Annotated in this window: 25 protein-coding genes; 19 read left to right on the forward strand and 6 right to left on the reverse strand. The window is 49.4% G+C overall.

Annotated elements, in window-relative coordinates; genetic code table 11:
• Positions 1-24 precede the first annotated feature (24 nt).
• The gene (locus P400_RS0108410; protein WP_026825769.1) at positions 25-699 is read left to right on the forward strand and encodes a metal-dependent hydrolase; all 675 of its coding nucleotides are present in this window, start codon (positions 25-27) and stop codon (positions 697-699) included.
• 2 nt (positions 700-701) lie between these two features.
• Positions 702-1,277 (forward strand): HD domain-containing protein, encoded by a 576-nt coding sequence (locus P400_RS0108415; protein ID WP_026825770.1) that lies wholly within the window; start codon positions 702-704, stop codon positions 1,275-1,277.
• A gap of 35 nt (positions 1,278-1,312) precedes the next feature.
• Here P400_RS0108415 and fadH read toward each other — a convergent pair whose 3' ends face one another.
• The gene (fadH, locus tag P400_RS0108420; RefSeq protein WP_026825771.1) at positions 1,313-2,077 is read right to left on the reverse strand and encodes a 2,4-dienoyl-CoA reductase; all 765 of its coding nucleotides are present in this window, start codon (positions 2,075-2,077) and stop codon (positions 1,313-1,315) included.
• Positions 2,078-2,257: 180 nt separating this feature from the next.
• Here fadH and P400_RS0108425 point away from each other — a divergent pair, with 180 nt between their 5' ends.
• A complete protein-coding gene (locus tag P400_RS0108425) occupies positions 2,258-2,893 on the forward strand; it encodes a hypothetical protein (protein ID WP_026825772.1) in 636 nt (211 codons plus the stop codon).
• A gap of 47 nt (positions 2,894-2,940) precedes the next feature.
• Here the strand turns inward: P400_RS0108425 and P400_RS0108430 are convergent, their stop codons facing one another.
• Positions 2,941-4,011 (reverse strand): N-acetylglucosaminidase, encoded by a 1,071-nt coding sequence (locus P400_RS0108430; protein ID WP_235181836.1) that lies wholly within the window; start codon positions 4,009-4,011, stop codon positions 2,941-2,943.
• A gap of 77 nt (positions 4,012-4,088) precedes the next feature.
• On the opposite strand from P400_RS0108430, the gene P400_RS0108435 reads away from it, so the two are divergent.
• Positions 4,089-5,087: an aromatic acid exporter family protein gene (locus P400_RS0108435; RefSeq protein WP_026825774.1), complete on the forward strand. Its 999-nt coding sequence runs from the start codon at positions 4,089-4,091 to the stop codon at positions 5,085-5,087.
• Positions 5,088-5,260: 173 nt separating this feature from the next.
• Positions 5,261-6,388 carry a M20/M25/M40 family metallo-hydrolase gene (locus P400_RS0108440; protein ID WP_026825775.1) on the forward strand — a complete coding sequence of 376 codons (1,128 nt, stop codon included), beginning with the start codon at positions 5,261-5,263 and terminating at the stop codon, positions 6,386-6,388.
• A 45-nt stretch (positions 6,389-6,433) separates the two neighbouring features.
• On the opposite strand, the gene P400_RS15725 is transcribed toward P400_RS0108440, so the two are convergent.
• Positions 6,434-6,607 (reverse strand): hypothetical protein, encoded by a 174-nt coding sequence (locus tag P400_RS15725; protein WP_167330581.1) that lies wholly within the window; start codon positions 6,605-6,607, stop codon positions 6,434-6,436.
• Between the two features lie 72 nt (positions 6,608-6,679).
• Between P400_RS15725 and rnz the strand changes: the two genes are divergently transcribed.
• The 7 genes from rnz to P400_RS0108480 are packed head-to-tail and all read left to right on the forward strand — an operon-like array spanning position 6,680 to position 11,341.
• Positions 6,680-7,585, forward strand: coding sequence for a ribonuclease Z (gene rnz / locus P400_RS0108450; protein ID WP_026825776.1), 906 nt, complete (start codon positions 6,680-6,682; stop codon positions 7,583-7,585).
• 1 nt (position 7,586) lies between these two features.
• Entirely contained in the window at positions 7,587-8,471 is an 885-nt protein-coding gene (locus P400_RS0108455) for a hypothetical protein (RefSeq protein ID WP_026825777.1), read from the forward strand.
• Complete coding sequence (locus tag P400_RS0108460; protein ID WP_026825778.1) at positions 8,468-8,878, forward strand: DUF4430 domain-containing protein; 411 nt, start codon at positions 8,468-8,470, stop codon at positions 8,876-8,878. The genes P400_RS0108455 and P400_RS0108460 overlap by 4 nt, the downstream gene beginning before the upstream one ends.
• A complete protein-coding gene (locus tag P400_RS0108465) occupies positions 8,829-9,515 on the forward strand; it encodes a hypothetical protein (protein WP_235181837.1) in 687 nt (228 codons plus the stop codon). The genes P400_RS0108460 and P400_RS0108465 overlap by 50 nt, the downstream gene beginning before the upstream one ends.
• Positions 9,493-10,449, forward strand: a complete 957-nt coding sequence (locus P400_RS0108470) for an ATP-binding cassette domain-containing protein (protein WP_026825780.1) — start codon at positions 9,493-9,495, stop codon at positions 10,447-10,449. The genes P400_RS0108465 and P400_RS0108470 overlap by 23 nt, the downstream gene beginning before the upstream one ends.
• Positions 10,422-10,967, forward strand: a complete 546-nt coding sequence (locus P400_RS0108475) for a hypothetical protein (RefSeq protein ID WP_026825781.1) — start codon at positions 10,422-10,424, stop codon at positions 10,965-10,967. Before P400_RS0108470 ends, P400_RS0108475 begins: the two co-directional genes overlap by 28 nt.
• A gap of 41 nt (positions 10,968-11,008) precedes the next feature.
• The gene (locus tag P400_RS0108480; protein ID WP_026825782.1) at positions 11,009-11,341 is read left to right on the forward strand and encodes a hypothetical protein; all 333 of its coding nucleotides are present in this window, start codon (positions 11,009-11,011) and stop codon (positions 11,339-11,341) included.
• Positions 11,342-11,371: 30 nt separating this feature from the next.
• Here P400_RS0108480 and P400_RS0108485 read toward each other — a convergent pair whose 3' ends face one another.
• Positions 11,372-12,166 (reverse strand): SDR family NAD(P)-dependent oxidoreductase, encoded by a 795-nt coding sequence (locus P400_RS0108485; protein WP_026825783.1) that lies wholly within the window; start codon positions 12,164-12,166, stop codon positions 11,372-11,374.
• A 151-nt stretch (positions 12,167-12,317) separates the two neighbouring features.
• Here P400_RS0108485 and P400_RS0108490 point away from each other — a divergent pair, with 151 nt between their 5' ends.
• The 3 genes from P400_RS0108490 to P400_RS0108500 all read left to right on the forward strand — a co-directional run bounded on the left by P400_RS0108490 (position 12,318) and on the right by P400_RS0108500 (position 15,941).
• A complete protein-coding gene (locus P400_RS0108490) occupies positions 12,318-13,214 on the forward strand; it encodes a peptidase U32 family protein (RefSeq protein WP_026825784.1) in 897 nt (298 codons plus the stop codon).
• 9 nt (positions 13,215-13,223) lie between these two features.
• Complete coding sequence (locus P400_RS0108495) at positions 13,224-14,465, forward strand: peptidase U32 family protein (RefSeq protein WP_026825785.1); 1,242 nt, start codon at positions 13,224-13,226, stop codon at positions 14,463-14,465.
• Positions 14,466-14,543: 78 nt separating this feature from the next.
• Positions 14,544-15,941 (forward strand): MATE family efflux transporter, encoded by a 1,398-nt coding sequence (locus P400_RS0108500; protein WP_026825786.1) that lies wholly within the window; start codon positions 14,544-14,546, stop codon positions 15,939-15,941.
• Here P400_RS0108500 and P400_RS0108505 read toward each other — a convergent pair whose 3' ends face one another.
• Positions 15,942-16,805 (reverse strand): DMT family transporter, encoded by an 864-nt coding sequence (locus P400_RS0108505; RefSeq protein ID WP_026825787.1) that lies wholly within the window; start codon positions 16,803-16,805, stop codon positions 15,942-15,944. It lies immediately after the preceding gene.
• 196 nt (positions 16,806-17,001) lie between these two features.
• Between P400_RS0108505 and P400_RS0108510 the strand changes: the two genes are divergently transcribed.
• The 3 genes from P400_RS0108510 to P400_RS0108520 all read left to right on the forward strand — a co-directional run bounded on the left by P400_RS0108510 (position 17,002) and on the right by P400_RS0108520 (position 20,439).
• Positions 17,002-17,703 (forward strand): hypothetical protein, encoded by a 702-nt coding sequence (locus P400_RS0108510; protein ID WP_026825788.1) that lies wholly within the window; start codon positions 17,002-17,004, stop codon positions 17,701-17,703.
• Positions 17,704-17,769: 66 nt separating this feature from the next.
• On the forward strand, positions 17,770-18,012 hold the full coding sequence (locus P400_RS0108515) for a hypothetical protein (RefSeq protein WP_152538883.1): 243 nt from the start codon (positions 17,770-17,772) through the stop codon (positions 18,010-18,012).
• Between the two features lie 300 nt (positions 18,013-18,312).
• Complete coding sequence (locus P400_RS0108520; protein ID WP_026825790.1) at positions 18,313-20,439, forward strand: DNA topoisomerase III; 2,127 nt, start codon at positions 18,313-18,315, stop codon at positions 20,437-20,439.
• A 65-nt stretch (positions 20,440-20,504) separates the two neighbouring features.
• On the opposite strand, the gene ytzI is transcribed toward P400_RS0108520, so the two are convergent.
• Positions 20,505-20,696, reverse strand: coding sequence for a YtzI protein (gene ytzI, locus P400_RS0108525; RefSeq protein WP_026825791.1), 192 nt, complete (start codon positions 20,694-20,696; stop codon positions 20,505-20,507).
• Between the two features lie 144 nt (positions 20,697-20,840).
• On the opposite strand from ytzI, the gene P400_RS0108530 reads away from it, so the two are divergent.
• Positions 20,841-21,953, forward strand: coding sequence for a PP2C family protein-serine/threonine phosphatase (locus P400_RS0108530; RefSeq protein ID WP_026825792.1), 1,113 nt, complete (start codon positions 20,841-20,843; stop codon positions 21,951-21,953).
• Positions 21,954-21,964: the final 11 nt, after the last annotated feature.

The following is a 21,964-nucleotide window of genomic DNA, read 5'->3' on the forward strand; positions in this document are numbered from 1 at the left end:
CTCACGAGGGAAGGATGAATGCACATGAAAATCACTTATTATGGACATGCGACAGTAGGATTTGAGGTAGATGGTGTGAACGTTTTGATTGACCCATTCTTGACGAGTAATCCTCATACCGAAGTAGACCCTTCTACACTGCGGCCAGATTATTTGTTGCTCACCCATGCTCATTTTGATCATATCGAAGATGTCGAATTGATTGCGAAAGAGACGGGTGCGACGATTGTGGCGACGCATGAGCTTGCGAGCTACTATGAGAAGAAAGGGTATTCTGTACACGGTATGAATATCGGCGGCGGACACGATTTCCCGTTCGGCCGCGTCACGATGACGCAAGCCTTCCACAGTTCAAGTTTGGATATGGGAGACACGCCGGTCTACATGGGGATGCCAGCTGGATTCATCATCGAAACGAATGGGTTGACGCTTTATCACGCAGGAGACACGAGTCTCTTCTCAGATATGAAGATGTATGGTGAACGTTTTGAAATCGATGTCGCCTTCCTTCCGATCGGGGACAATTTCACAATGGGACCTATAGACGCATTAGATGCGGCACAGTGGCTACAAGCGAAACGTGTCGTCCCGATCCACTTTGATACGTTTCCACCGATTAAACAGGATGCTCAGGCGTTTTGTGACCAACTGCACCGTCGCGGTCTCTTGATTGAACCGAATACGACCATCGAGATTTAATCATGAATGTGATTCAAGAGACGAAGCAGTTCATCGAAACGATTCATGCAAGTGACTCTTCGGGTCATGACGTCGCTCACGTTGAGCGTGTCGTTCGATTGGTGGAGCGTTTAATGGAGAATGAACCGGTCAATCGGACAGTTCTTCTCCTGGCGGCATATTTACACGACGTGGAAGATCATAAGCTCGGTCGTCCGAAGGGTCTCGTCAAACAGCATCTGTCCTCAATTGATATCACTGAGGAGCAAGCGAATTTAGTGATGGCGGTGATTGATGAGGTCTCCTTCTCAAAAGGAAAGACGCCGACGACCCGGGAAAGCGAAATCTTGCAAGACGCCGACCGTCTTGATGCGATTGGTGCTATCGGAATTGCGAGGACATTCCAATATGCAGGTTCTCTCGGTACGCCGCTTGATTTGGCAGAGACGAGTGCCGTTCAACATTTTCAAGATAAGTTGTTGAAATTGGCGGGAAATATGCATACGGAAAAAGCCAAACGCTTGGCGATGTCACGCCATACTTTCATGCAATGCTTTTTAAAGCAGTTTCATGAAGAATGGGACGGGATCGATACATGAAAAGGACGACCGATTATATTCGGTCGTCCTTTTGATTAGAATGGATGCTTGTTCAACCAATGACCACCGTCAAGAGAGATGCAATCCCCGTTTAAATAGCGCATCTCGTCTGATGCCATCCAGTAAGCCAAGTCCGCAATCTCTTCCGGTGTTCCAAACCGTCCGAGTGGGACGTTACGGCGAATGCGCTCCACTTCTTTCACGTGGGAGACGAGTTTTTCGGCGCCGCCTGTCCGTTCAATCGGTCCAGGACTGATCGCGTTGACGCGAGCGCCGAACTGATAACCCCATTCGACTGCGAGCGTTCGTGTTAAGTTCAAGACCCCCGCTTTCGCTGCCGCACTCGGTGCGACACCAGGGCCGGCCTGCCACGCATACGAGGCGACCATGTTGATGATTGACCCGCCACGGAGTTCTTCTGCTTCCCAATGTTTCCCGAGAACGTGGGTGCAGTTGAACGTCCCGTTCAAGACGATGTCGATGACACTCGCCCAACCGTTTGGAGACAAATCGAGTGTCGGGCAGACGAAGTTGCCGGCAGCATTGTTAACGAGCGCGTGGACTGGACCGTATGCGGACACGATGTCAGCGAGTGCTTGCGCGCATCCTTCATAATCACGAACATCATGTTGAACACTCATCGCCTGACCCGCGTCGATGGCGTTCAGGTCGTTCATCGCATCTTTCAGTCGCTCCTCGTTTCGACCGCTGATGGCCACGCTCCACCCTTCTTGTTTAAATTTCAATGCCATGGCTTTCCCCATACCGGACGATCCCCCGGTAATCCAAATCGTTTTCATCCTGTTTCCCCCTCAAAAATGAATGGTCGTTCATTTTACATATTCGTCTAATGATGTAAAACTCCTTCAATAAAGTGTCATTCGATGTTGAAACATTCTTTTAACTCGAGACGTATACACAAGATGTAACGATTGATATTCAAAACCATGACGTGTATCTACAATAGGAGATGATGGAATATGAAGCGCATTACAGGATTGACCCTATTCATTCTTATCATTGTCGGAATGTTTGTACTCATCGATCGGTCTGATTCAAAGAAAATGAAAATGTCTGAACAGATCGAAAATAAGATGTTCACCCAAACGGAGACGAAGGTTTATCCTGAGTCGACGGTCGAAGAACTGAAGGAGATGCTTGCTGCGTTTCAAAACGATGTGGCTCCTCGAATCAATAACGATTTCGAACGAAAGTTGGCAGAACGGATGTACGTGGAGATGAAGATGTTTGATGAAACCATCGATGTGAAGCAACTTCTAATCCGCGCTAAAGACCAAGCTGATTTTGAACGTGCATGGTTGGACCATGCGAAAAGTGACTATGGCATCGTAGTAACGGGCGACGAAGTCGATGAATGGATTGAAAAAGGACCGGATGCGACGGTAGTCGAGTCACAAAGACGATATGCCGAGGCAAAAGAGATGAGCGTGTATGAGCTCAATCATGATTATTATCGCGATCAATACGTCAAATGGGTCGTATGGGAAGATTTGATTCCGCTCGTCACAGAACGGTACGAAGCGTCAAGTGAGCAAGTGCTCGACAACAATCGACTCATCGAATTGTACGAGCAAGAGGTGGAAAACACGTTATAATCGAACGAAGCGTCAAGTAGCCCGACTCATATGAGCCGGGCTACTATTCATTGGATTTGCTTCAACTGTTTCAAACCGAGCTCACGATCAATCGTATACATCGTACCGGCGACCTTCTCGCCCCAGTATGGGTCCGAAGCATAGAAGATATTGATGCCTTCCTGTTTGTTACCGGGGTAATCTCCGCGAGCGTATGGACCTTTGACATATTTAGTCGCAAACAGTTCTGCAGCAGCCTGAACGCTTGCATCGATTGTTTTAAACATTGTGGCATTCTCACTCGGGTTGTCGTCCGCCGCCCGGAATCCAAATAGGTTTCGCTTTTCCCGTGCGATGTCGGACGTTCCAAATCTTGACTCATGCCCGGCAACCGCAAGTAAGAACAGAGCATTGATTCCGTACGTATCCTCTGCCCGTTTAAAGGCCTTTCCTTCCCCTGCGAGCGGAGAATCGATGGACCGTAAATATTGATCAAACTCTTTCGTGGTATACGGAGAGGACGAACGAATCGATGCAAATTGATAAGGAGAGTCGAAGACGTCTTGGACGCGTTCCGTATAGTAACGATCATCCGAGCGCTTTTTCGTTGGTCCGACGAGGAACTTGCCGGCGAGATGACCGTTCGCTTCGACCGAATGGTAGACGTCCCCATCTTGAATTTCATAATATCCCCGTCTTTCGACCACAGCTTCAGGGAACAATGTCATTTGATCAGGTTTGACATAGACGTCAGCTCCTGAGATGCGAACTTTTAAATGACCGTTTCCTCGTTCGATTAACTGAAGTCGTGTACCGCCGGCGACATATGATTGTCGCTTTTTAAACGCCTCATCTTCATATAAATTTGTGATCGCATCACTTGGGGTGACGACGATCCCGGTACCCGTGAAATCGAGGACTTCACCGGAAGGAGAGAACAGGGTGCGGTTCTTACCAGAAGTCATGTATCGTTTCGCTTCATCGAGAGATTCGAATGACCGCGTGACGCGATCGCCATTCGTCATGGTCTCGACGGTATACATGTCTTCATGTCCGGATTGAATCCATAAAAATGCGGCGACTGCGATACTTAGTGTCGCGACCATCGGCCATATTGTACGTTTTCTCTTTCGTTTCAATTAGATCACTTCCAAACTTTTGAATTGCCAAACGAGTTAATTTAGTCAACAATTTGATGAAGAAGGGGGAAATGAATATGAAAATTGGAACGCGGACGTTGAAGACCGCGGTCGCAGCGGGTATCGCGATGCTCATTTCCGAGACGATCCATCTTGATTATTTTGTATTCGCAGCCATTATTGCCATCTTGAGTATTCAAGAAACACGAAAAAAATCGATTCGAGCCTCCTATGAGCGCGTCATGGCGAGTCTCCTCGCTATCGGAATGGGCGCGGCGATGTTCACATTACTTGGTTATTCGCCAGTGACACTTACTCTTTATTTTGTCATCTTCATTCCGCTCGTACAACAATTGAAACTGCAGGACGGATTGATCACGAGTGTCGTCATCTTGACGCATCTTTATACCGAAGCACAATTTTCAGTAGAGCTGTTCATTAACGAGCTTTTACTGATCGTCATCGGTGTCGGTGTCGGGCTCGTCGTCAACATGTATATGCCGACGCTCGACCGGGAAATCGAGCGCATCAAAGATAGTATCGACCGCTCGCTCGCGGTACTGTTTTACGATGTGGCGGCGTGTGTCGAGACCGGTGTGTATAACAATCATTCGATGATGCTCATCAAGACGCGAGATTATCTGAAGGAAGGGAAGGACTTATCCCTTCGCCGTATGGGTAACTCGATTGGGAAGCGTAACGAAGACATGGATTATCTATACTTCCGGATGCGTGAGCGACAATATGATATTTTGAAGCGCGTCGCCGATAACGCAAGAGAGATCACGATGGTCGTCAATGAAGCGAAACCAGTTGCGACGTTTTTGCGTCGGGTCGGAGACCACGTGAACGAACAGGCGGACGCCTCGGTCTTCCTGCAAGAACTTGAAGAGATGATTGAGCACTATCGAAAAAACGTACCTCTCCCCACGACTCGTGAGGAATTTGAGGTACGCTCATCCTTATTGAATATTTTATCTGATGTGAAAAGTTACTTGATCTTAAAAGAGCGATATATCCTGCTCTTAAAAGAACATGGTCATGCTCGAGAGAAACGTGCTGATCAAAAAGATTGAGACGATGACGACGACGCCGATTTGAATGATGCGTTGTCGTTTTTTCTGTTTTTTCTTCATGGCTTGCCTCCATAAACGTGTTTGCCATCATTGTACAGAATGGAAAAGATTCGTGCAATCTAAGGGAGTTTGTTATAATGGTCAAGAAATGTTTGGATGGAGGGATGTTGTTTATGGTAAACGAGACACGTGTGCTCGACACTTTCTTAGGGTTGGTCGGCATCGATTCAGAAACGAAGGAAGAAGCGGTCATCTGTGAACACTTGAAAGGTGTCTTCACTGAGCTTGGTTGCGACGTCTATGAGGATGACGCATCAACGAAGACGGCGCACTCTGGTAACAACTTGATCATCACGTTGCCTGCAACGAAAGAAAATATCGATCCAATTTACTTCACGGCTCACATGGACACTGTGACACCAGGTAAAGGAATCAAGACGAGTATTAAAGATGGGTATGTCGTCACAGATGGCACGACCATTCTCGGAGCAGATGATAAGACGGGACTCACGGCAATGATTGAACTCGTTCGTGTGTTGAAAGAAAAACAGATTCCACATGGGCAAATCCAATTCGTGATTACGGTCGGAGAAGAATCAGGTCTCGTCGGTGCGAAAGTGTTGGACTTGTCGAAGATCGATGCGAAGTTCGGCTTTGCGCTTGACTCGGATGGCCCGGTCGGTGACATCATCGTTGCGGCACCGACACAAGCGAAAGTAAACGCGAAGATTTACGGAAAAACGGCTCATGCGGGTGTCGCGCCAGAGAAAGGCATCTCGGCGATTCAAATCGCAGCTAAAGCCATCGCGAAGATGCCTCTCGGCCGAATCGATGAAGAGACGACTGCGAATATCGGACGCTTCGAAGGCGGACGCGCGACAAACATCGTGTGTGACTACGTCGAAGTACTCGCAGAGGCACGCTCGCTCATCCACGAGAAGATGGAGAAGCAGGCAGAAACGATGAAGCAGGCCTACATTGAAGTCGCTGAGTCGTTTGGTGCTCGTGCTGAGGTCGACATCCACATCATGTATCCTGGATTCAAGTTTGAAGAAGGCGACGAGGTCGTTGAAGTCGCGAAACGCGCGGCTCAAGCAATCGGACGCCCGACACGTATCTTACATTCAGGTGGCGGATCGGATGCCAACGTGATTGCGGGTGGCGGAATCCCAACGGTCAACTTAGCGGTCGGCTATGAAGAGATTCATACGACGAACGAACGGATGCCGCTCGAAGAGTTGTACAAACTTATCGAATATGTCGTGACAATCGTCGAAGAAGTCGCATCAACCGAGCAATAAAAAAGAGCCGACCATTCGTCGGCTCTTCGTATGTGTTCGTACTCGTTATGCTGCGAACTCCAATGATTCTAAAATCAATTCGTCTGTGCAATGAAGTTCGATCGCTATGTCGTGAATGCGGATAGAGGTGCCTTGTTCTTTTTGGTGCAAGCGATTCATCAAAGCTGCACGTTCTCGAATCGTTTCATAGATCGATTCGGTTTGTTCTGCCTTGGTCATCACAAATCACATCCTTTTCAGCGATTACTTTATTATAGCATGGAACGGCTTGGAGAAAGGACTAAAATATTTATGAAGTTACAGTTTTTAGGAACTGGTTCAGGGATGCCATCGAAACAGCGCAATGTGTCGGGACTCGCGATTGACCTTCCAAAAGTCACCTGGTTGATTGACTGTGGTGAAGGGACACAACATCAAATGCTCTATACGAAGATCAAACCGAGGAAAGTGACGGCGGTATGGGTGACCCATCTCCACGGAGACCATGTTTTCGGCTTACCTGGATTCTTATCGACCCGCTCTGCCCTAGATGGAACGGACGCTGTGACTGTTTATGGGCCGAAAGGATTGAAAAAATGGCTTGAAGCGACATTTCGTATCACGGGTTCTCATCTCGGTTATGAGTTGAACGTTGTCGAGTTCACGGATGGAGATACATTCGAACAAGACGGTCATCTCGTCACTGTGAGAAAATTAGAGCATCGTTTCCCATCTTACGGTTTTCGCATCAATGGACCGGAAAAGCCAGGGACGCTTTGCGTCGATCGGGTGAGAGCACTCGGAATTCCGAGTGGGCCCATCTATAAAACAATCAAAGAAGAAGAACGATTTGAGTATGAAGGAAAATGGTATGATTCTAAAGAATATGTCACTGAACCGATTCCGGGTAAAGTCGTTGCAATTCTCGGTGATACGACCCCTTGTGAGAACGCTCGAATCTTAGCAGAAGGTGCGGACCTTCTCGTTCATGAGGCGACATTTATGGAAAATGAACAGCCGCTCGCACGCAAATATGGGCACTCGACGACACGTGAAGCGACAGCGCTCGCGAAAGCGTGTTCCGTCGGCAAGCTGATCGTCACGCACATCTCCGCTCGCTACGTCGGACGAGAAGAAGAGTTTGAACGAGAAGTCGTATCGGATTTTCCGTCGAGTTTAGTTGCGACCGACTTTTTAGAATATACAGTGGGGGATTGATGTGACCATTCAACTCTATGTATGGGCCGCGTTTTTAGCAATCAGCATTCTGTTAGGGATTCGATTGAATCAGTTAAAAGAACCGGAAGCCAATTTCTTTCCGAAGTTCTTGTTTTATTCTTTGCTTGGAATCGTCTCCTTTCCAATCGGCGGTTTTCACATCCCGATCGGATTCTTATTGTCTTTTTTATTCTTTCCAAAGCAGAACAGCCGCTATAAATGGTATGGGGCGCTAATAGGCTTCTTCTTCTTTATCGTCTTACTCTTTGTCCCGTTGTTTGATCAATCTGGATTCCGAGCCGAATCCCAACAGATTGGTGCCGTCTCCGTCGCGGACGAATCATTTGACGACATGACAGAGAAATTATTGCAGCGGATCAACAGTGATTCGATTAAATTAGACCGGGGCAAGCTACAAATTGACCGGGTAGGAAACGTCAAGTCCATTGAATACTTACTGATGGTGGAGAGAGCCGAGTCGTTCCAACAGATTCGTGTGACATACGAGTCTGGACAACTCGCCTATGAGCAGGTTGATGAACTACGAAAAGAATCTGGACAGGCGTTCTTTGAAAAACTCGTTGAATTTGACCATATGTTGTCGACTTTACGAGAACCGTCATGGGAGGAATACACTGAAGTTGTAGCTGCGCCAATCTTACAACTCTCTTATGATGGATTGTACGATATGTACACGTTCGAAAACGAGTCGATGCTCATGCTCAATCGGGACGATGAGCTCGTCAAGTTCTGGCTACAGCGGGAACCAGTCCTTGCCAACAGCATTCAACTCGTTGGACTGACACAAGAAGGGCGTAGTTCTGGGGAACGTTATGCGATTCTATATAATTATTCGATACATCAACGAGAGGATTTGACAGAATGATAAAACCATATATAAGCATTTCTCTATTAACGACTGCACTCCTTGTCGGATGTGGCGGTGAAGAAGCGCAACGTGAGGCATGTGATGTAAGTCCGACCATCTCAGTATACAATGCAGCGACCGAAGAGACGATCTATCAGGAAAAAAGCGTCTGCCTTGAAGAGGACGCGACCGTGCTCGATGCGTTGAAGGCGACTGGGCTTGACCTCGAAGTGACAGGAAGCGGTGACATGTCATACGTGACGGCAATCGAGGGAATCGAAGAAAAATCAGAAGGACAATCGTCAGGATGGGTATTTGCTTTTAACGGTGCTCCGGGAGATGAAGGTGCCGGTGCGAAAGAAGTAGAATCGACCGATGTCATTCAGTGGCGGTTCGAAGAAGATGCGATTGCTTTCTTCGAATGAGGCAGATTGGGAGCGGAGACATCCTGTCACGCTCTTTTTCTTTCTCCTTAGCCACCTATACGTGCTGACGAATGTCGATGACATCATTATTTTTGTCATCGCCCTTGTCATTCTACTTATTCTCGAACGGCGTTTTCCTTGGGCGATGTTAGGGGTATTGATTGCTTTTGGATTGGTCTCGGTACTGCCTGGATTATTCGGATGGGACATTTCACTCTCGTACATATGGCGTCAACTAGTGAGCTTGGCCGCCTTTTTACTAGGCATGTTGTGGATCGCTCGCATTATTCGTCTGGAGCGCCTGCTTCCGCTGTTATCGAAGTGGCCTAGGTCATCGTCACTATTGTATGGGGCGTGGGCACTCATCCCATCGATGGAACAAGCAGTGCGCCAATCGATCAGGAGTCATCCGAAAAAATTATGGCGAGAAGGGGTACGGATTGGAATCGAGAGTCAGCAACAGGAGCCGAGATTTGCCTCTGAACCGATGCGTCCCTTTCGAGTAGAGGATGCTCTTCAGATCATCTTGATTGTAGTGGCTTGCTGGGTAGCGCTCCAGTGGACAATTATACTTTGGCTCATTTATCCGTACGTTACGAAAGGAGGTTTGCGTGATGCAATGGCTCTCTACCGCTGACGGGACGTTCGAAGAATATGTCGAACGCTACCGACCACGCGTCATCGAGATGAACCAACCGTTCTCAGGGAAAGTCGGGCATTTATTATCGAGTGGGGACCCGTTTCGAGGGGCAGAGCTTGCTACACTGTTACAAATCGACGCACTCTATCCGAAGCGGTTCGACACATGTTCGAGTGGTGAACAACAGATCGTTCGTGTTGCCTTTGCACTAGTGGACCGACCAGAATCAATCGTTCTCATCGAACCGTTTCGGCATCTTGATCAATTTCGTAAAGAACACCTTGAGATGTTGCTCCGCCGTATCTCCGGGCTCGGTGTTCAAATTGGCTATACGGAAGGGGCGCGTGAGCAGTCAGGCGATGTGACGTTCACATTCACCGAATCGAATAGAGCACCAATAATCGATGCGCAAGATGTATCCTATCGGCACCCGCTTCAAGCGGTGTATGCGATTGAGGATGTGACCATTCAGATGAACGAGCCAGGACTCACGGTCTGTATCGGGACGAACGGGAGCGGGAAGTCGACCTTGCTCGAGTTGTTGGCCCGAAGCAGACGACCGCTCAAGGGACGGGTGAAGCGAGGCGAACGAGCCGTCTATCTCCCTGCCGAACCAGAATACGGACCATTCCCGAAAGAAGAAAGACGACGGGTCGCACAACTGCAAGCCGTGCTTCATGATCCGTCGAGCGTCCTTTTGCTCGATGAACCGACTGTAGATTTAACGGGGCAGGAACGTGAAGCATTCGTTGAAGCAGTACGACAGAAGGCTGAGACGGCAAGGGTCGTTTGTGCGACACACGACATGGAGCTGATTGACCGATCGACAGATGTCATATACCTTGCGAGCGGTCGGGTCGTCTTTCATGGGACACGTTCACTCTTCCAAGAACGGAGTACGTTATGGTCACTTACGTCCTCGCCATCTTGATTGCCATCGCCGTCTTGTATCGATTCGAGAAATCCTCGCTTCCGATTCAACCACTTGTCCAACTTTTAGCGCTCGCGGTGATTGGTCGTTGGCTCTTTATGACAATCCCGAACGTTCAACCGACGACGGCGATTTTGATGTTGACCGCTCTACTCGTCAGCTTGAACGGTGCAGCCATCCTCGCACTCTTCGTGCCGATCTTGTCAGGACTCTTGCTTGGGATTGGACCGTTCGTCCTTTATCAATTTTTAGGGTGGCTCCTTGTCGTATTGCTCGTCAGCCTGTTTCGACCGCTTTTATTAAAGTCGCCCGTACTCTTCCTCGTACTAGGATTTCTATCTGGTTTTTTATACGGATGGACAACGAACGTCGCGTTTATCGAAGTGATTGGTGCAGACTTTTTGAAATTACTTTTGCTCAGTTTCCCATTTGATTTCGTCCACGGCATTTCTAACGTCGTCTTCCTCCTATTGATTCGTCCGTTATTTGAGCGCATATTCCTTCGTCAACTCGGGTAAATATACAATATTCCTATCATATTGAGTGAGGTGAACGACGGATGGATGCTTATGTCAATGTCACGGAAGTCGGTATGTTTCTACTCGTAGGGTTATTGTTTATCGTGTTAAACCTTGTTCTTTTAGCGAAGCGTTACACGAGAGCCCGTTTTGCAATGCTGAGTATTCTGGCAACAAGCGTGTGGCCGGCACTCATGATTGTTCTTTCGGTAAATCAATTGAATGTGATGGATCAACTCACTTCGGGAGAATGGACGTTAAACGCTGTGATCGCGTGGGCGGTCGTCCTCTCGACTGCGCTCATGACGATGATTCCAGCAGGAGTCTTTCTTCATCGGCTTGTGACTGTGTCTCGATTGCATTCTGAATTATAAAAGGAGCGACCTACGCGGGTCGCTCCTTTTTCATGTCGTCGATTCAGCGGCTTTACCGTCTGTTGGCTTTTGAACACGACGTAATACTTCGAGACTGAGAGCCCGTGGCATCAACTTCGCGAACCCGACCAACAGCTGGTTCGAGAGGCCAGGTACAATCACCCGTTTGTTGTTCATGACACCTTTATATCCGAAAAAGGCGACGAGGTGAGATGGCATTTTTGAGAATGACAATTCACTTCCGGCGCGATCGAAGAAGTTCGTGTCAGTCGGACCAGGGCAGAGGACACTGACGTGAACACCGCTTCCTTTCACTTCGGCATGAATCGCCTCGGTGAAGGAAAGGACGTATGCCTTCGTCGCGTAATAGACGGCCATATACGGTCCTGGTTGGAACGCGGCGACGGAGGCGACATTTAATACATGACCGTGGTCACGCTCGAGCATGCCCGGTAGATAGGCTTTCGTCAGTTCGGTCAACGTGTTGACGTTCAATCGGACCTCGTCCGCCTCCGTCTCGGCATCGAGGTCGGCGAATGCGCCGGATGTACCAAAACCGGCATTGTTGATTAAAAAGTCGACGGAAAGTCCCGCCTCGGCGATCATACTAGTCAATCGGGCTGCGGCGTCATGCTTTGCCAAATCAAGTGCGAAGACATGGACGTTGATGCGATATCTCGTCTCCAGTACTTTTTTCAATTCGTGTAAGCGCGGCTCGTTTCGAGATACGAGGATACAGTCGTACCCATCTCGTGCGGCGAGTACGGCCAAGTCTAAACCGATGCCCATCGAGGCCCCGGTGATTAAAGCTGTCTTTGACAACATGATCCACTCCTTTGATGAAAAGTCATACATTGTTACTGAATTCTTCACGAGTTGTTAAAATCCTGCCTCGTTTACACATTGAAACGTATGCTAAAGTATAGCAAGAAAATGTGATTAGACTCACAAAGTAAGGAGAAAAACAATCATGATGATTCAGCTCGTCACTACGGCACAAAGCGTCGATCAAGCAGAAGCGTTAATTAAAGCGGGCGCTGACCGACTGTATATCGGGAATTCACGGTTCGGGTTACGGCAAAAAGGAGAGTGGACTATCGATGCTGTGAGGGAAGTCACACAACTTGCCCATCGATACGGGAAAGAAGTGACGGTGGCCGTCAATAATTTGATGCATAACGACCAGATTGATGAGTTGCCCGAATATTTACAGGAACTGAGGGCGATGGGAGTCGATGATGTGACGGCTGGAGACCCTGGAGCGATCCGTCTGATTCGACAAGCGAAGATTCCTTATTGGTACGATGCCCAAACGCTCGTCACGTCCGCCAAACAGATTCAGTTTTGGGGCAAACGGGAGGCGATCGGAGCGGTCGTCGCACGCGAAGTGACGCTCGAGGAACTCGCTCTCATCCAGCAACAAATCGGACTGCCGGTAGAAGTACAGGTGTATGGTCCGACTTGTATCCATCACTCCAAGCGTCCGCTCGTGACGAACTATTTCAACGAACTCGGTCGCCCTTCTGAAGAGGCGAAACAACGCGAGTTTTACATGAGCGAGCCTGCTGATGCATCTAGCCGGTACCCGATCTATGAAGACGAGAACGGGACGCATATTTTCTCTGAAGATCTGACACTCATGGGGCAGCTGCCGACGCTAGTCAAACACGGGCTTCATACGTGGAAACTTGACGGATGGCATGCGGGCGACCAGTTTGTCGAAATCGTTAAATTGTTTACGTTCGCCCGTGCGAATCTATTGAACGGTCGATTTGACCGTGTTGAGATGGAAGCTCGTCTCAACGACCTGCAACCGGAAGGATTCCGTCTCGGAACGGGATTGTTGCTACGCAAGCCAGAAGAGATCAAGTGAGGGATAAACATGAAACGACGTCCAGAATTATTAGCGCCAGCAGGTAACTTAGAAAAATTGAAGATGGCGATTCACTACGGGGCCGACGCGGTCTATATCGGCGGACAGCAATTTGGTCTGCGTTCACGTGCCGGTAACTTTAGTTATGAGGAGATGCGAGAAGGTGTGGCGTTCGCCCATGCTCGCAATGCGAAAGTATACGTCGCCGCGAACATGGTGACGCATGAAGGCGATATCGAAGGTGCCGGTGAATTCTTTCAGACACTGCGTGATATCGGGATTGACGCGGTCATCGTCTCTGATCCGGCGATGATCGAGACGTGTCTTACGGAAGCTGAAGGACTGCCGGTCCATCTATCGACTCAAGCCTCGGCGACCAACTATGAGACACTTCGCTTTTGGAAAGACGAGGGCCTTGAACGGGTCGTCTTGGCTCGTGAAGTATCGATGGATGAAATCGTGAAAATGAAACAGGAAGTCGATGTCGAGATTGAGACGTTCGTCCATGGAGCGATGTGCATCTCTTATTCAGGTCGCTGTACGTTGTCTAACCACATGACACTACGTGATGCCAATCGTGGAGGCTGCGCCCAATCATGCCGCTGGAAATATGGATTCTTCGAAGAGGGTGCACTGTTGACAGAAGAGATGGAAGCGCGCGACGAAGAACCGTTCACAATGAGTTCGGTCGACTTATCGATGGTACGGCATATCCCTGACCTCGTGGACGCGGGAGTCGACAGTTTGAAAGTCGAGGGGCGGATGAAGTCGATTCATTACGTCGCGACCGTATGTAACGTCTATCGTCAAGTGATTGACGCGTACTGTGAGGACCCGGAGAATTTTGTCTTCGACCCGTCATGGGAAGAAGAGATTTGGAAAGCGGCCCAACGTGAACTGGCGAGCGGATTCTATTACGGCATTCCAACCGAAAAAGAGCAGTTGTTCGGGAAACCGCGTTCGATTCCGCAGTACGCCTTTGCCGCACGGGTCATCTCATACGACCCGACGAGCGGGATGGCGACACTAGAGCAACGAAACCATTTCTCGGTCGGGGAAGAGGTCGAATTTTTTGGGCCCGGATTTAAACGCTTCTCGCAAGTCATCGAGTCGATTGAAAATGTGGACGGACAGCCGCTCGAGTCAGCTAATCAAGCGATGATGACGATTCGCGTGAAAGTAGATGAACCGGTCGCGACCGATTTTATTATGCGCAAGCGAAAAAGCGTACCCGCACGCGTAGTCGTCTGACACATCCTTCGAGCCAACATAGTCGCCCGGACCGTCCAATCCTGCTACCCTAAGAGGTAGAGACGGAGGGATGGAAGGATGAACCAAAACACAGAGCAATTACGGACTGAGCCCATCGGCCGACTCCTCTTCAAATTATCGCTTCCGGCGATGATTGGGATGCTCGTGACGGCGCTCTATAACATCATTGATACGATTTTTGTCGCCCGTGGGATCGGCGCGTCAGCCGTCGCCGCCATCGGGATTGCGTTTCCGATTCAGATGATCTTGATGGCCGTGTCCAGTGCGGTCGGGCTCGGCGGGGCGTCCATCAGTTCGAGGAAGCTCGGGCGCGGGGACGATGCCGGTGCGGCTGTCACGTTTTTAAACGTGCTCGTCCTCGTCGGTCTGTTTGCGGCGTTCGCGGTCAGTTCTGCCTTCTTTATGCTAGATGAGATATTAATGGTGTTCGGGGCGACATCCGAAATCATGGAACTTAGCCGACAATACTTATCGGTCGTATTGATCAGTTCACCCTTCTTTATGTTCACGCTTGCTTCAAGTGCGATGGTACGTGCTGAAGGACAGGCGCCGTATCAAATGAAGGTCATGTTGACGACCGTCCTCGTCAATCTCGTGACGACCCCTCTTTTTATCTTCACCTTTGGATGGGGAATGTACGGGGCAGCCATTTCGACGGCACTCGCACAAGTCGTCGGTTCCATATTGATGCTTCGCTTCTTTTTTGCCCGTAAACCAAAAACGGAACTGCGCTTCAAATGGCGACAGTTCCGGATTCGGTTTGATGAGATCAAGGAAATCATGGCAATCGGTTCGTCCTCGTTCATCATGATGGTATCCCAATCGATTCTGTTCGTCGGCGTCAACGTGATGCTTGGGACGTATGGTGGGACGGATGAGTTGGCAATCTTCGCCATCATCAATAAGTTCATGGCGCTCGTCGGCATGCCGATCATGGGTATCGTGCAAGGAATGCAACCGATCGTCGGGTACAACTATGGAGCCGCCCAGTTTGATCGCATGCGTGAGACGATTTGGACGGCGATGCGTGCCGGAATTGCAATCGCCGTGGTCATCTGGCTCGTCTTGCAGTTGTTCCCGCATACGCTCATGGGATGGTTCTCGACGGATGATGCGCTCATTGCCGGAGGGGTGACCGCGATTCACATCCTGTTCGCGGTCTCCTTCTTACCGAGCGTGCAGATGCTCGTCAACGGGATTTATCAGTCGCTCGGAAAGGCGCGAGTCGCCATGTTCCTCTCGCTTTCCCGTCAGACGCTCTATACGATTCCGCTCGTCTTCATCCTACCATCGTTTCTCGGGGTGTTCGGCGTCTGGCTCGCATTCCCGATTGCGGATGCGATGACGTTTTTGACGGCGGTCGCTCTGGCGTTTTGGGACCGTAAGCTGTTGTTCCGTCCTTCAGAAGAGGATGCAGAAGATCGTCCGGGGGACCCGAAAGCTACGAATCTATAATCAGACGTCCGCTCGAGTCGAGCGGGCGTCTTCTTTTAGGAACAGATAGATCCCTGCGAGGAGGATGATGGCACCGGTCCACTGCAACGGACCGAGCCGTTCTCCGAAAAAGGCGTACCCGAACAGCATTCCCCATAGTGCCTCACCGAGAATCGTGATGCTGACGACTGTCGCACTGACCCGTGCGAGCGCATAATTGAACAGATTGTGCCCGAGGATCGTCGGAAAGAATGCGAGTGCGAGGAAGTACCACCAGTTGACCGATTCGAATCCCGTGAACGACGTGTCGCGTACGAGCAACATGAAACAAAGAACGACCGTCGCGACGAGGTAGACGCTAAATGAATACGTGTTCGTCTTCATCTCGGTACGGACGTGTTGTCCGACGAGCCAATATCCGGCGATGAGGAGAGCGGCGAGCAAGGCGAGCATGTCCCCAAAGAGCGCTTCACGACCGAGTTGAACATCTCCTGCGGCGACGAGCATACCCCCTAGGACAGCGACGAGTGCGTAAGTGAGTCCTTGTTTGGTCGGATTTTTTTTAAAGATGACGGCATTTCCAATCAAGACAAAGATTGGGCTCGATGTGACGAAAAGAGTCGAACTGGCGACTGTCGTATAATCGAGCGATAAAAACCAGAGCCAAAAGTGAAACGCGAGAAGCGTCCCGCTAAGGAGTAAGGCATACCGGGTCATGAGACGTGTTCCGATGAGTGATTTGAAGTCGACGAATGGCAACAGCATCAGACACGTAATAAGCATGCGGTAAAAGGCGGCCGTCTCGGCCGGAGCGGACGTCCATTTGACGAATAGGACGCTCGTCGACAAGAAAAAGACAGCGGCGAACAAAATGAGATAAGACATGGCGACACTCCTTCACTTATGTATTTCTTAGTCTAATGATAGCGGAAAATAGTATATACGGGAATTTCATATTTCGTATACATGAGAGAAGAATGAAAATGGGATTGTTAGCTTAACGTATAAAGATGACGAGAATGCCGAAATCATTCAATCTGCTCTCGGTCAGGCAACGATATACTATAATGAAAATGATTTAGTGAAGAAAATCATTACACCGCGCAATGAAGAGTTCCAGTTCTCCTATACCACGTCGGAGTTAATCAAAAAAATCAGGGGACCGAGACTGACTCATGAGATGAATTATGGTCCGAATGAGAAGATGACCCAGATCCAGACGAATAAGAAGGACACGGAGACGGTCATTTTCTCTGAAACGTATGAGTATAACAAAGATGAGCAAATCATCAAGGCGACAAACAATGATTCCGAGCAAAAAACATATACCTATACGAAGGAAGGGTTCTTGCAATCTGTCACTCGAGGGAGCGACACGATAGACTATACGTATGACTTGAGCGGGAATATGCTGAAATCAGAAGACCAGTCCGGCAAATTGATCTCTGAAAATAAGTACCTACAAGGAAACCGTATCGATACTTCAATTCAGTACGACAAAGAGACGAACACTTATCGCCACATCAGCTATGATTTTAGAGAGAATGGATCATTAGCAAAAGAAACGATTCGTAAACCGTCAAGCACATCGAGTAGCGCGAAACAGGCTGCGGTCGATGTGGTGAAAGAATATCACTATTCTTCGTTCAACCTGTTGATGAGCATCACAACGAAGCAAGGAAGTAAAGTCACCGAACGCATCGAGTATACGTACGACAGCGAGGACAATCGTTCTTCGAAGAAAGTGACGAACGCTGAAGGCGACCGTTTTGAGTTCTACTAGTACGATTCAAACGGGGATCTCGTCTCTGTATCGCGCAAAACGGGAGACGATTTGCTTGAGAACACGATGAATTTCTATCGAGATGCAAGTGGTAAGCTCCTTAACTTTGAGTATAAAGGGACGACTTTCGACTACGTCTTCAACCAACGTGGTGACGTTGTTGCAATCACGAACGAGATTCAGGAGGTGATTGCCCGCTACAGTTATGACGAGTGGGGGAATTTGATTGCGCTTGAGGGTCTGACGCCTCTCGGTCAAGAGGTGGCAGAAGAAAACCCGTATCGCTATGTCGGCCATTACGGCGTTTAGTCATTTCTAGAAACGGTCGTGGATGTAAAGCGATACGTAGGTCTCGAAGGACGATGTGAGTCTAGAGCTCACGCAAGTCGTACATCTCCACTTTTAGGGTATCTCAAAAGCCTCGAATGAGTCGTACTCGAGACAACGTCCGACCCGGGACATGTTGTAGGTCAGTCTCGCGTCTTCGATCCGTTCGAATCCTCTCTCGATATGTCCATCTATGACTTGATATAGTAAAATATATTGAAGACGCAATCGAATCAGGTACGTCTTGACTCGAATTAAGAGGCGAAGTAAGGAGTTCTTATTATGAGACTAATCATCGCGGAAAAGCCATCACAAGCACAAAAACTGGCCGCTCCCTATCCATCTAAAAAGCGAAAAGAGGAGATCGAAATCTCTCCGTGCCCCCGTTTTCCTGAAGGGGCGATCGTCGTATGGGCGGTCGGTCACCTTTGTGAGCTCCAGGAACCGTCACACTATCGACCGGAGTGGAAGTCATGGAAATATGATGCGCTCCCGATTGTACCCGAGCGGTTCGACTACCGTATCTCAAAAGGCAAATCAAAGCCTTTTTATGCAATCAAAAAATGGTTGCACGATCGCTCCATCACAGACGTCATCATCGCCTCGGATGCCGAACGGGAAGGGGAGGCGATTGTCCGTCTGATTTTAAGGCTCGCGGGAAACAAAAAACCGCTCGCTCGGCTATGGATTTCAAGCTTGACGGAACAAGCGGTCGACCGTGGGTTCTCGGAACTACTGCCGGGTGAGCAGACGGTCCCGTATTACCATGAGGCGATGAGCCGCGCCTGTGCCGATTGGCTCGTCGGGATGAATGCCTCACGCGCTTATACGACCTTATTGAAGACAATCGGAATCGAAGATGTCTTCTCGCTCGGTCGTGTGCAGACACCGACACTTGCTCTAATCGTCAATCGTGAACGGGAAATCAAACAGTTCGTACCGGAACCGTACTTCGAAGTCGAGGCGACGTTACTTAAAGGTCGAAGCACGTTCAAGGCGAAGTACACCATCGGAAAGACGACGAAACTGAAGACGCGCGATGAGGCAGATGCGGTCGTCAGGCGCGCTTCCGGCACCGCTACAGTCCAAGCGATCGACAAAGAAGAAAAAATCGAACAACCTCCATTTTGGTTCAGTCTATCCGGATTGCAGGCAGAAGCGGGGAAACGATTCGGTTTCGGGGCGAAAAAAACGCTCGATATCGCGCAAAAGTTATATACAAAAGGATGGATCAGCTACCCGCGGACCGATTCTGGATTTGTCACACCGGACGAAGCGACTCTGTTCCCTCAAACGAAGGCGAGGCTGTTAAAGTCTGATGCCTACGGCGGACTCCGTGAGTTGTTGACCGAGGACCCGTCCAAAAATCGTCGTTACGTCAACGCAAAAAAAGTGAGTGACCACTATGCGATCATCCCGACGGAAGCATGTGGCGATGTCAATCGGCTCGCTGGGGATGAGGCAAAACTGTATGATCTCATCATTCGGCGTTTCCTCGCGGCGTTCGCACCTGCTGCGACGCTTGAAAAGACGACGGTCGACCTGTTAGATGGAACGGATCTCTATCGGGCGAAAGGGACCGTCGTCGTACGTCCAGGCTATCGGGATGTCGTCGAGATGAAATCCAAAGACGTCGAGCTCCCTTTACTGACTGTCGGGGAAGTGTTGAAGGAGAAGACTGTCGATGTGCTATCGAAACAGACGGAACCGCCCAAACGCTATACAGAAGGGGCACTCATCATGGCGATGAAAGTCGCCGGGAAACAGCTTGATGATGAGGCGTTGATTCACATCATGAAAGAAGTAGAGGGTCTCGGGACCGAGGCGACACGCGCCAATATCATTGACGGGTTGAAAAAGCGCGGATATGTCCAGCTTCAGAAAAAAGAGCTCGTCCCGACAGACAAGGGTCGTCTGTTAATCGATGTACTCGGAGACAGCATTTTGGCCTCGCCCGTCATGACCGCGAAATGGGAGAAGCGACTCCATGAGATCGGACAGGCGTCCGCATCTGCCGCAGAATTTATCGAACAAGCCAAAAAAATGTCGATTCATCTCGTCGAGGAAGCGAAATCGCGCGTTGAGGCGGCGAATCCTGAAGGATATACGATTGAAGCGAAGCGATATGGGAAGAAAGGGGCGGCACGGCCGAAAGCGTCGTTCGGGGTCTGTCCGAGCTGTGGCAAAGGACTTGTCGAACATCCTAAATTCATCGGCTGTAGCGGATATCGTGAAGGCTGTCGTTTCACCGTCTCTAAGCAGGTGCTCGGCGTCGGACTCGTCAAGGATGAGTTGAGACAGATGATCAACGGGGGTCAATCGAACGTCCATACGTTTAAAAAAGGCGAGAAAACGTTTAACGCTTCGTTATATATAGAAAAAGGTGAGCTCCGATTCGAGTTCAAATAAAAGAAGGGTCCTAGTGAACACCCCATAAAAGTCGGACATGTCAATCCAACTTTCATGGGGGGAGTTCAACGTGGTCCTTCTGACTGATCTGTCTTTTCTTGTGTTTTTTCGGACTCGATCCGACGATTGATTTCGTCGTAGTCGAGGACGATGTCATCTTTATTGTCTTTATACGCGTACCCTTTTTGGATGACGACGATGGACGCGATAAGGACGAGTAAAATAATCAAGCCGCTGACGGCGAATATCCAGGCCATAAGAATCCCCCACTTTCTAACTTAAGTATGCCAAATGGTGGGCCGGTTCATCAACTGGAATGAATAGACGGTTGTGTCGTGTGACATCGAAAAGATATGGTACAATACGATATAGATTACTACTTAGAGAAGGAAGGGATAGTTATGGCGATTTTGATTGTGGACGACGAACCGGTCAATACGCTCGTACTCGAGCAACTGCTTCACCAACACGACTATGAGACGATTTCGGTCTCAAGTGGGGAAGAAGCGCTCGATTTACTGATGGCACCACAAGCCGCATCGCTGTATGATCTCGTCCTATTGGATGTCGAGATGCCCGGGATTTCAGGGATTGAGACGTGTAAACGGATTCGACAGATGGCAGAATATGAAGAGTTGCCGGTCATCATGGTCTCCGGACGTACAGATGAGAAGCAAATTGCTGAAGGACTTGACGCAGGAGCATCTGACTATACGACCAAACCGATTAAAGTGACGGAGCTCCTGGCCCGAATTCGCTCTGCGCTTCGCTATAAGGCAGCGGTCGACGAGCGGAAGATTTATGAGGCCCGTCTCCAGTATGATTTGGACCTTGCCCAAAAGATTCAACAAAGTGCGCTCACTCCTCCCATCAGTAACGAAGAGATTGATGTTCGCGCCCTTTATTTGCCATCAAAAAAATTGGCAGGGGACATGTACGCCTGGTTCCAGGTCGCCCCGGACCGTTACGGGGTCATTATCTTTGACGTCATGGGACACGGGGTCTCATCGGCACTCATCACGATGGGAATCCGGTCGATTCTTCCGGGTCTTGTCGGAAACGTGCAATATCCGGTAGACGTCATGACCGAGTTGAACCGTCAGATGACGTTCCTGTTCTCGGGTGACGATATGCATAGCTACTTTACGGCGGTCTATTGCTACATCGATACGACGAAGCGTCGAATCGAATATGTGAATGCGGGTCATCCGCCGGTCATCGTGACGTCTGAAGCGGGGAATTGCCGACTTGAGACGACAGGGGTGCCGGTCGGCATGTTCGATGAACCGAACTATGAGTCGAAAGAGATTGCCATCACACGAGATATGAAGCTACATATGTATACAGATGGGCTTATGGAATGTTACAGCAAAGATATCGATGACGGGATTCGATGGCTTGAAAAAGATGTCGCCACATACGGGCTTGACTATAGTCGTCACGTTGCCGAACAACTCGTACCTAAAATTGAAATCGATGACGACCTGTGTCTCGTCACCGTCAAAATCACATGACAAGAGCCTGA

It is taken from the genome of Exiguobacterium marinum DSM 16307 (assembly GCF_000620845.1).
GTDB classification, from domain to species: Bacteria; Bacillota; Bacilli; order Exiguobacteriales; family Exiguobacteriaceae; genus Exiguobacterium; species Exiguobacterium marinum.

Coding starts and splice junctions, on each gene's coding strand:
- P400_RS0108425 (WP_026825772.1), top strand. CDS start 2,258: ATGAAGCGCATTACAGGATTGACCCTATTCATTCTTATCATTGTCGGA.
- P400_RS15725 (WP_167330581.1), bottom strand. CDS start 6,607: ATGACCAAGGCAGAACAAACCGAATCGATCTATGAAACGATTCGAGAA.
- P400_RS0108495 (WP_026825785.1), top strand. CDS start 13,224: ATGAAACGACGTCCAGAATTATTAGCGCCAGCAGGTAACTTAGAAAAA.
- P400_RS0108520 (WP_026825790.1), top strand. CDS start 18,313: ATGAGACTAATCATCGCGGAAAAGCCATCACAAGCACAAAAACTGGCC.
- rnz (WP_026825776.1), top strand. CDS start 6,680: ATGAAGTTACAGTTTTTAGGAACTGGTTCAGGGATGCCATCGAAACAG.
- P400_RS0108440 (WP_026825775.1), top strand. CDS start 5,261: ATGGTAAACGAGACACGTGTGCTCGACACTTTCTTAGGGTTGGTCGGC.
- fadH (WP_026825771.1), bottom strand. CDS start 2,077: ATGAAAACGATTTGGATTACCGGGGGATCGTCCGGTATGGGGAAAGCC.
- P400_RS0108480 (WP_026825782.1), top strand. CDS start 11,009: ATGGATGCTTATGTCAATGTCACGGAAGTCGGTATGTTTCTACTCGTA.
- P400_RS0108435 (WP_026825774.1), top strand. CDS start 4,089: ATGAAAATTGGAACGCGGACGTTGAAGACCGCGGTCGCAGCGGGTATC.
- P400_RS0108500 (WP_026825786.1), top strand. CDS start 14,544: ATGAACCAAAACACAGAGCAATTACGGACTGAGCCCATCGGCCGACTC.
- P400_RS0108410 (WP_026825769.1), top strand. CDS start 25: ATGAAAATCACTTATTATGGACATGCGACAGTAGGATTTGAGGTAGAT.
- P400_RS0108485 (WP_026825783.1), bottom strand. CDS start 12,166: ATGTTGTCAAAGACAGCTTTAATCACCGGGGCCTCGATGGGCATCGGT.
- P400_RS0108515 (WP_152538883.1), top strand. CDS start 17,770: ATGAATTTCTATCGAGATGCAAGTGGTAAGCTCCTTAACTTTGAGTAT.
- ytzI (WP_026825791.1), bottom strand. CDS start 20,696: ATGGCCTGGATATTCGCCGTCAGCGGCTTGATTATTTTACTCGTCCTT.
- P400_RS0108475 (WP_026825781.1), top strand. CDS start 10,422: ATGGTCACTTACGTCCTCGCCATCTTGATTGCCATCGCCGTCTTGTAT.
- P400_RS0108530 (WP_026825792.1), top strand. CDS start 20,841: ATGGCGATTTTGATTGTGGACGACGAACCGGTCAATACGCTCGTACTC.
- P400_RS0108470 (WP_026825780.1), top strand. CDS start 9,493: ATGCAATGGCTCTCTACCGCTGACGGGACGTTCGAAGAATATGTCGAA.
- P400_RS0108465 (WP_235181837.1), top strand. CDS start 8,829: ATGTCATTCAGTGGCGGTTCGAAGAAGATGCGATTGCTTTCTTCGAAT.
- P400_RS0108415 (WP_026825770.1), top strand. CDS start 702: ATGAATGTGATTCAAGAGACGAAGCAGTTCATCGAAACGATTCATGCA.
- P400_RS0108505 (WP_026825787.1), bottom strand. CDS start 16,805: ATGTCTTATCTCATTTTGTTCGCCGCTGTCTTTTTCTTGTCGACGAGC.
- P400_RS0108460 (WP_026825778.1), top strand. CDS start 8,468: ATGATAAAACCATATATAAGCATTTCTCTATTAACGACTGCACTCCTT.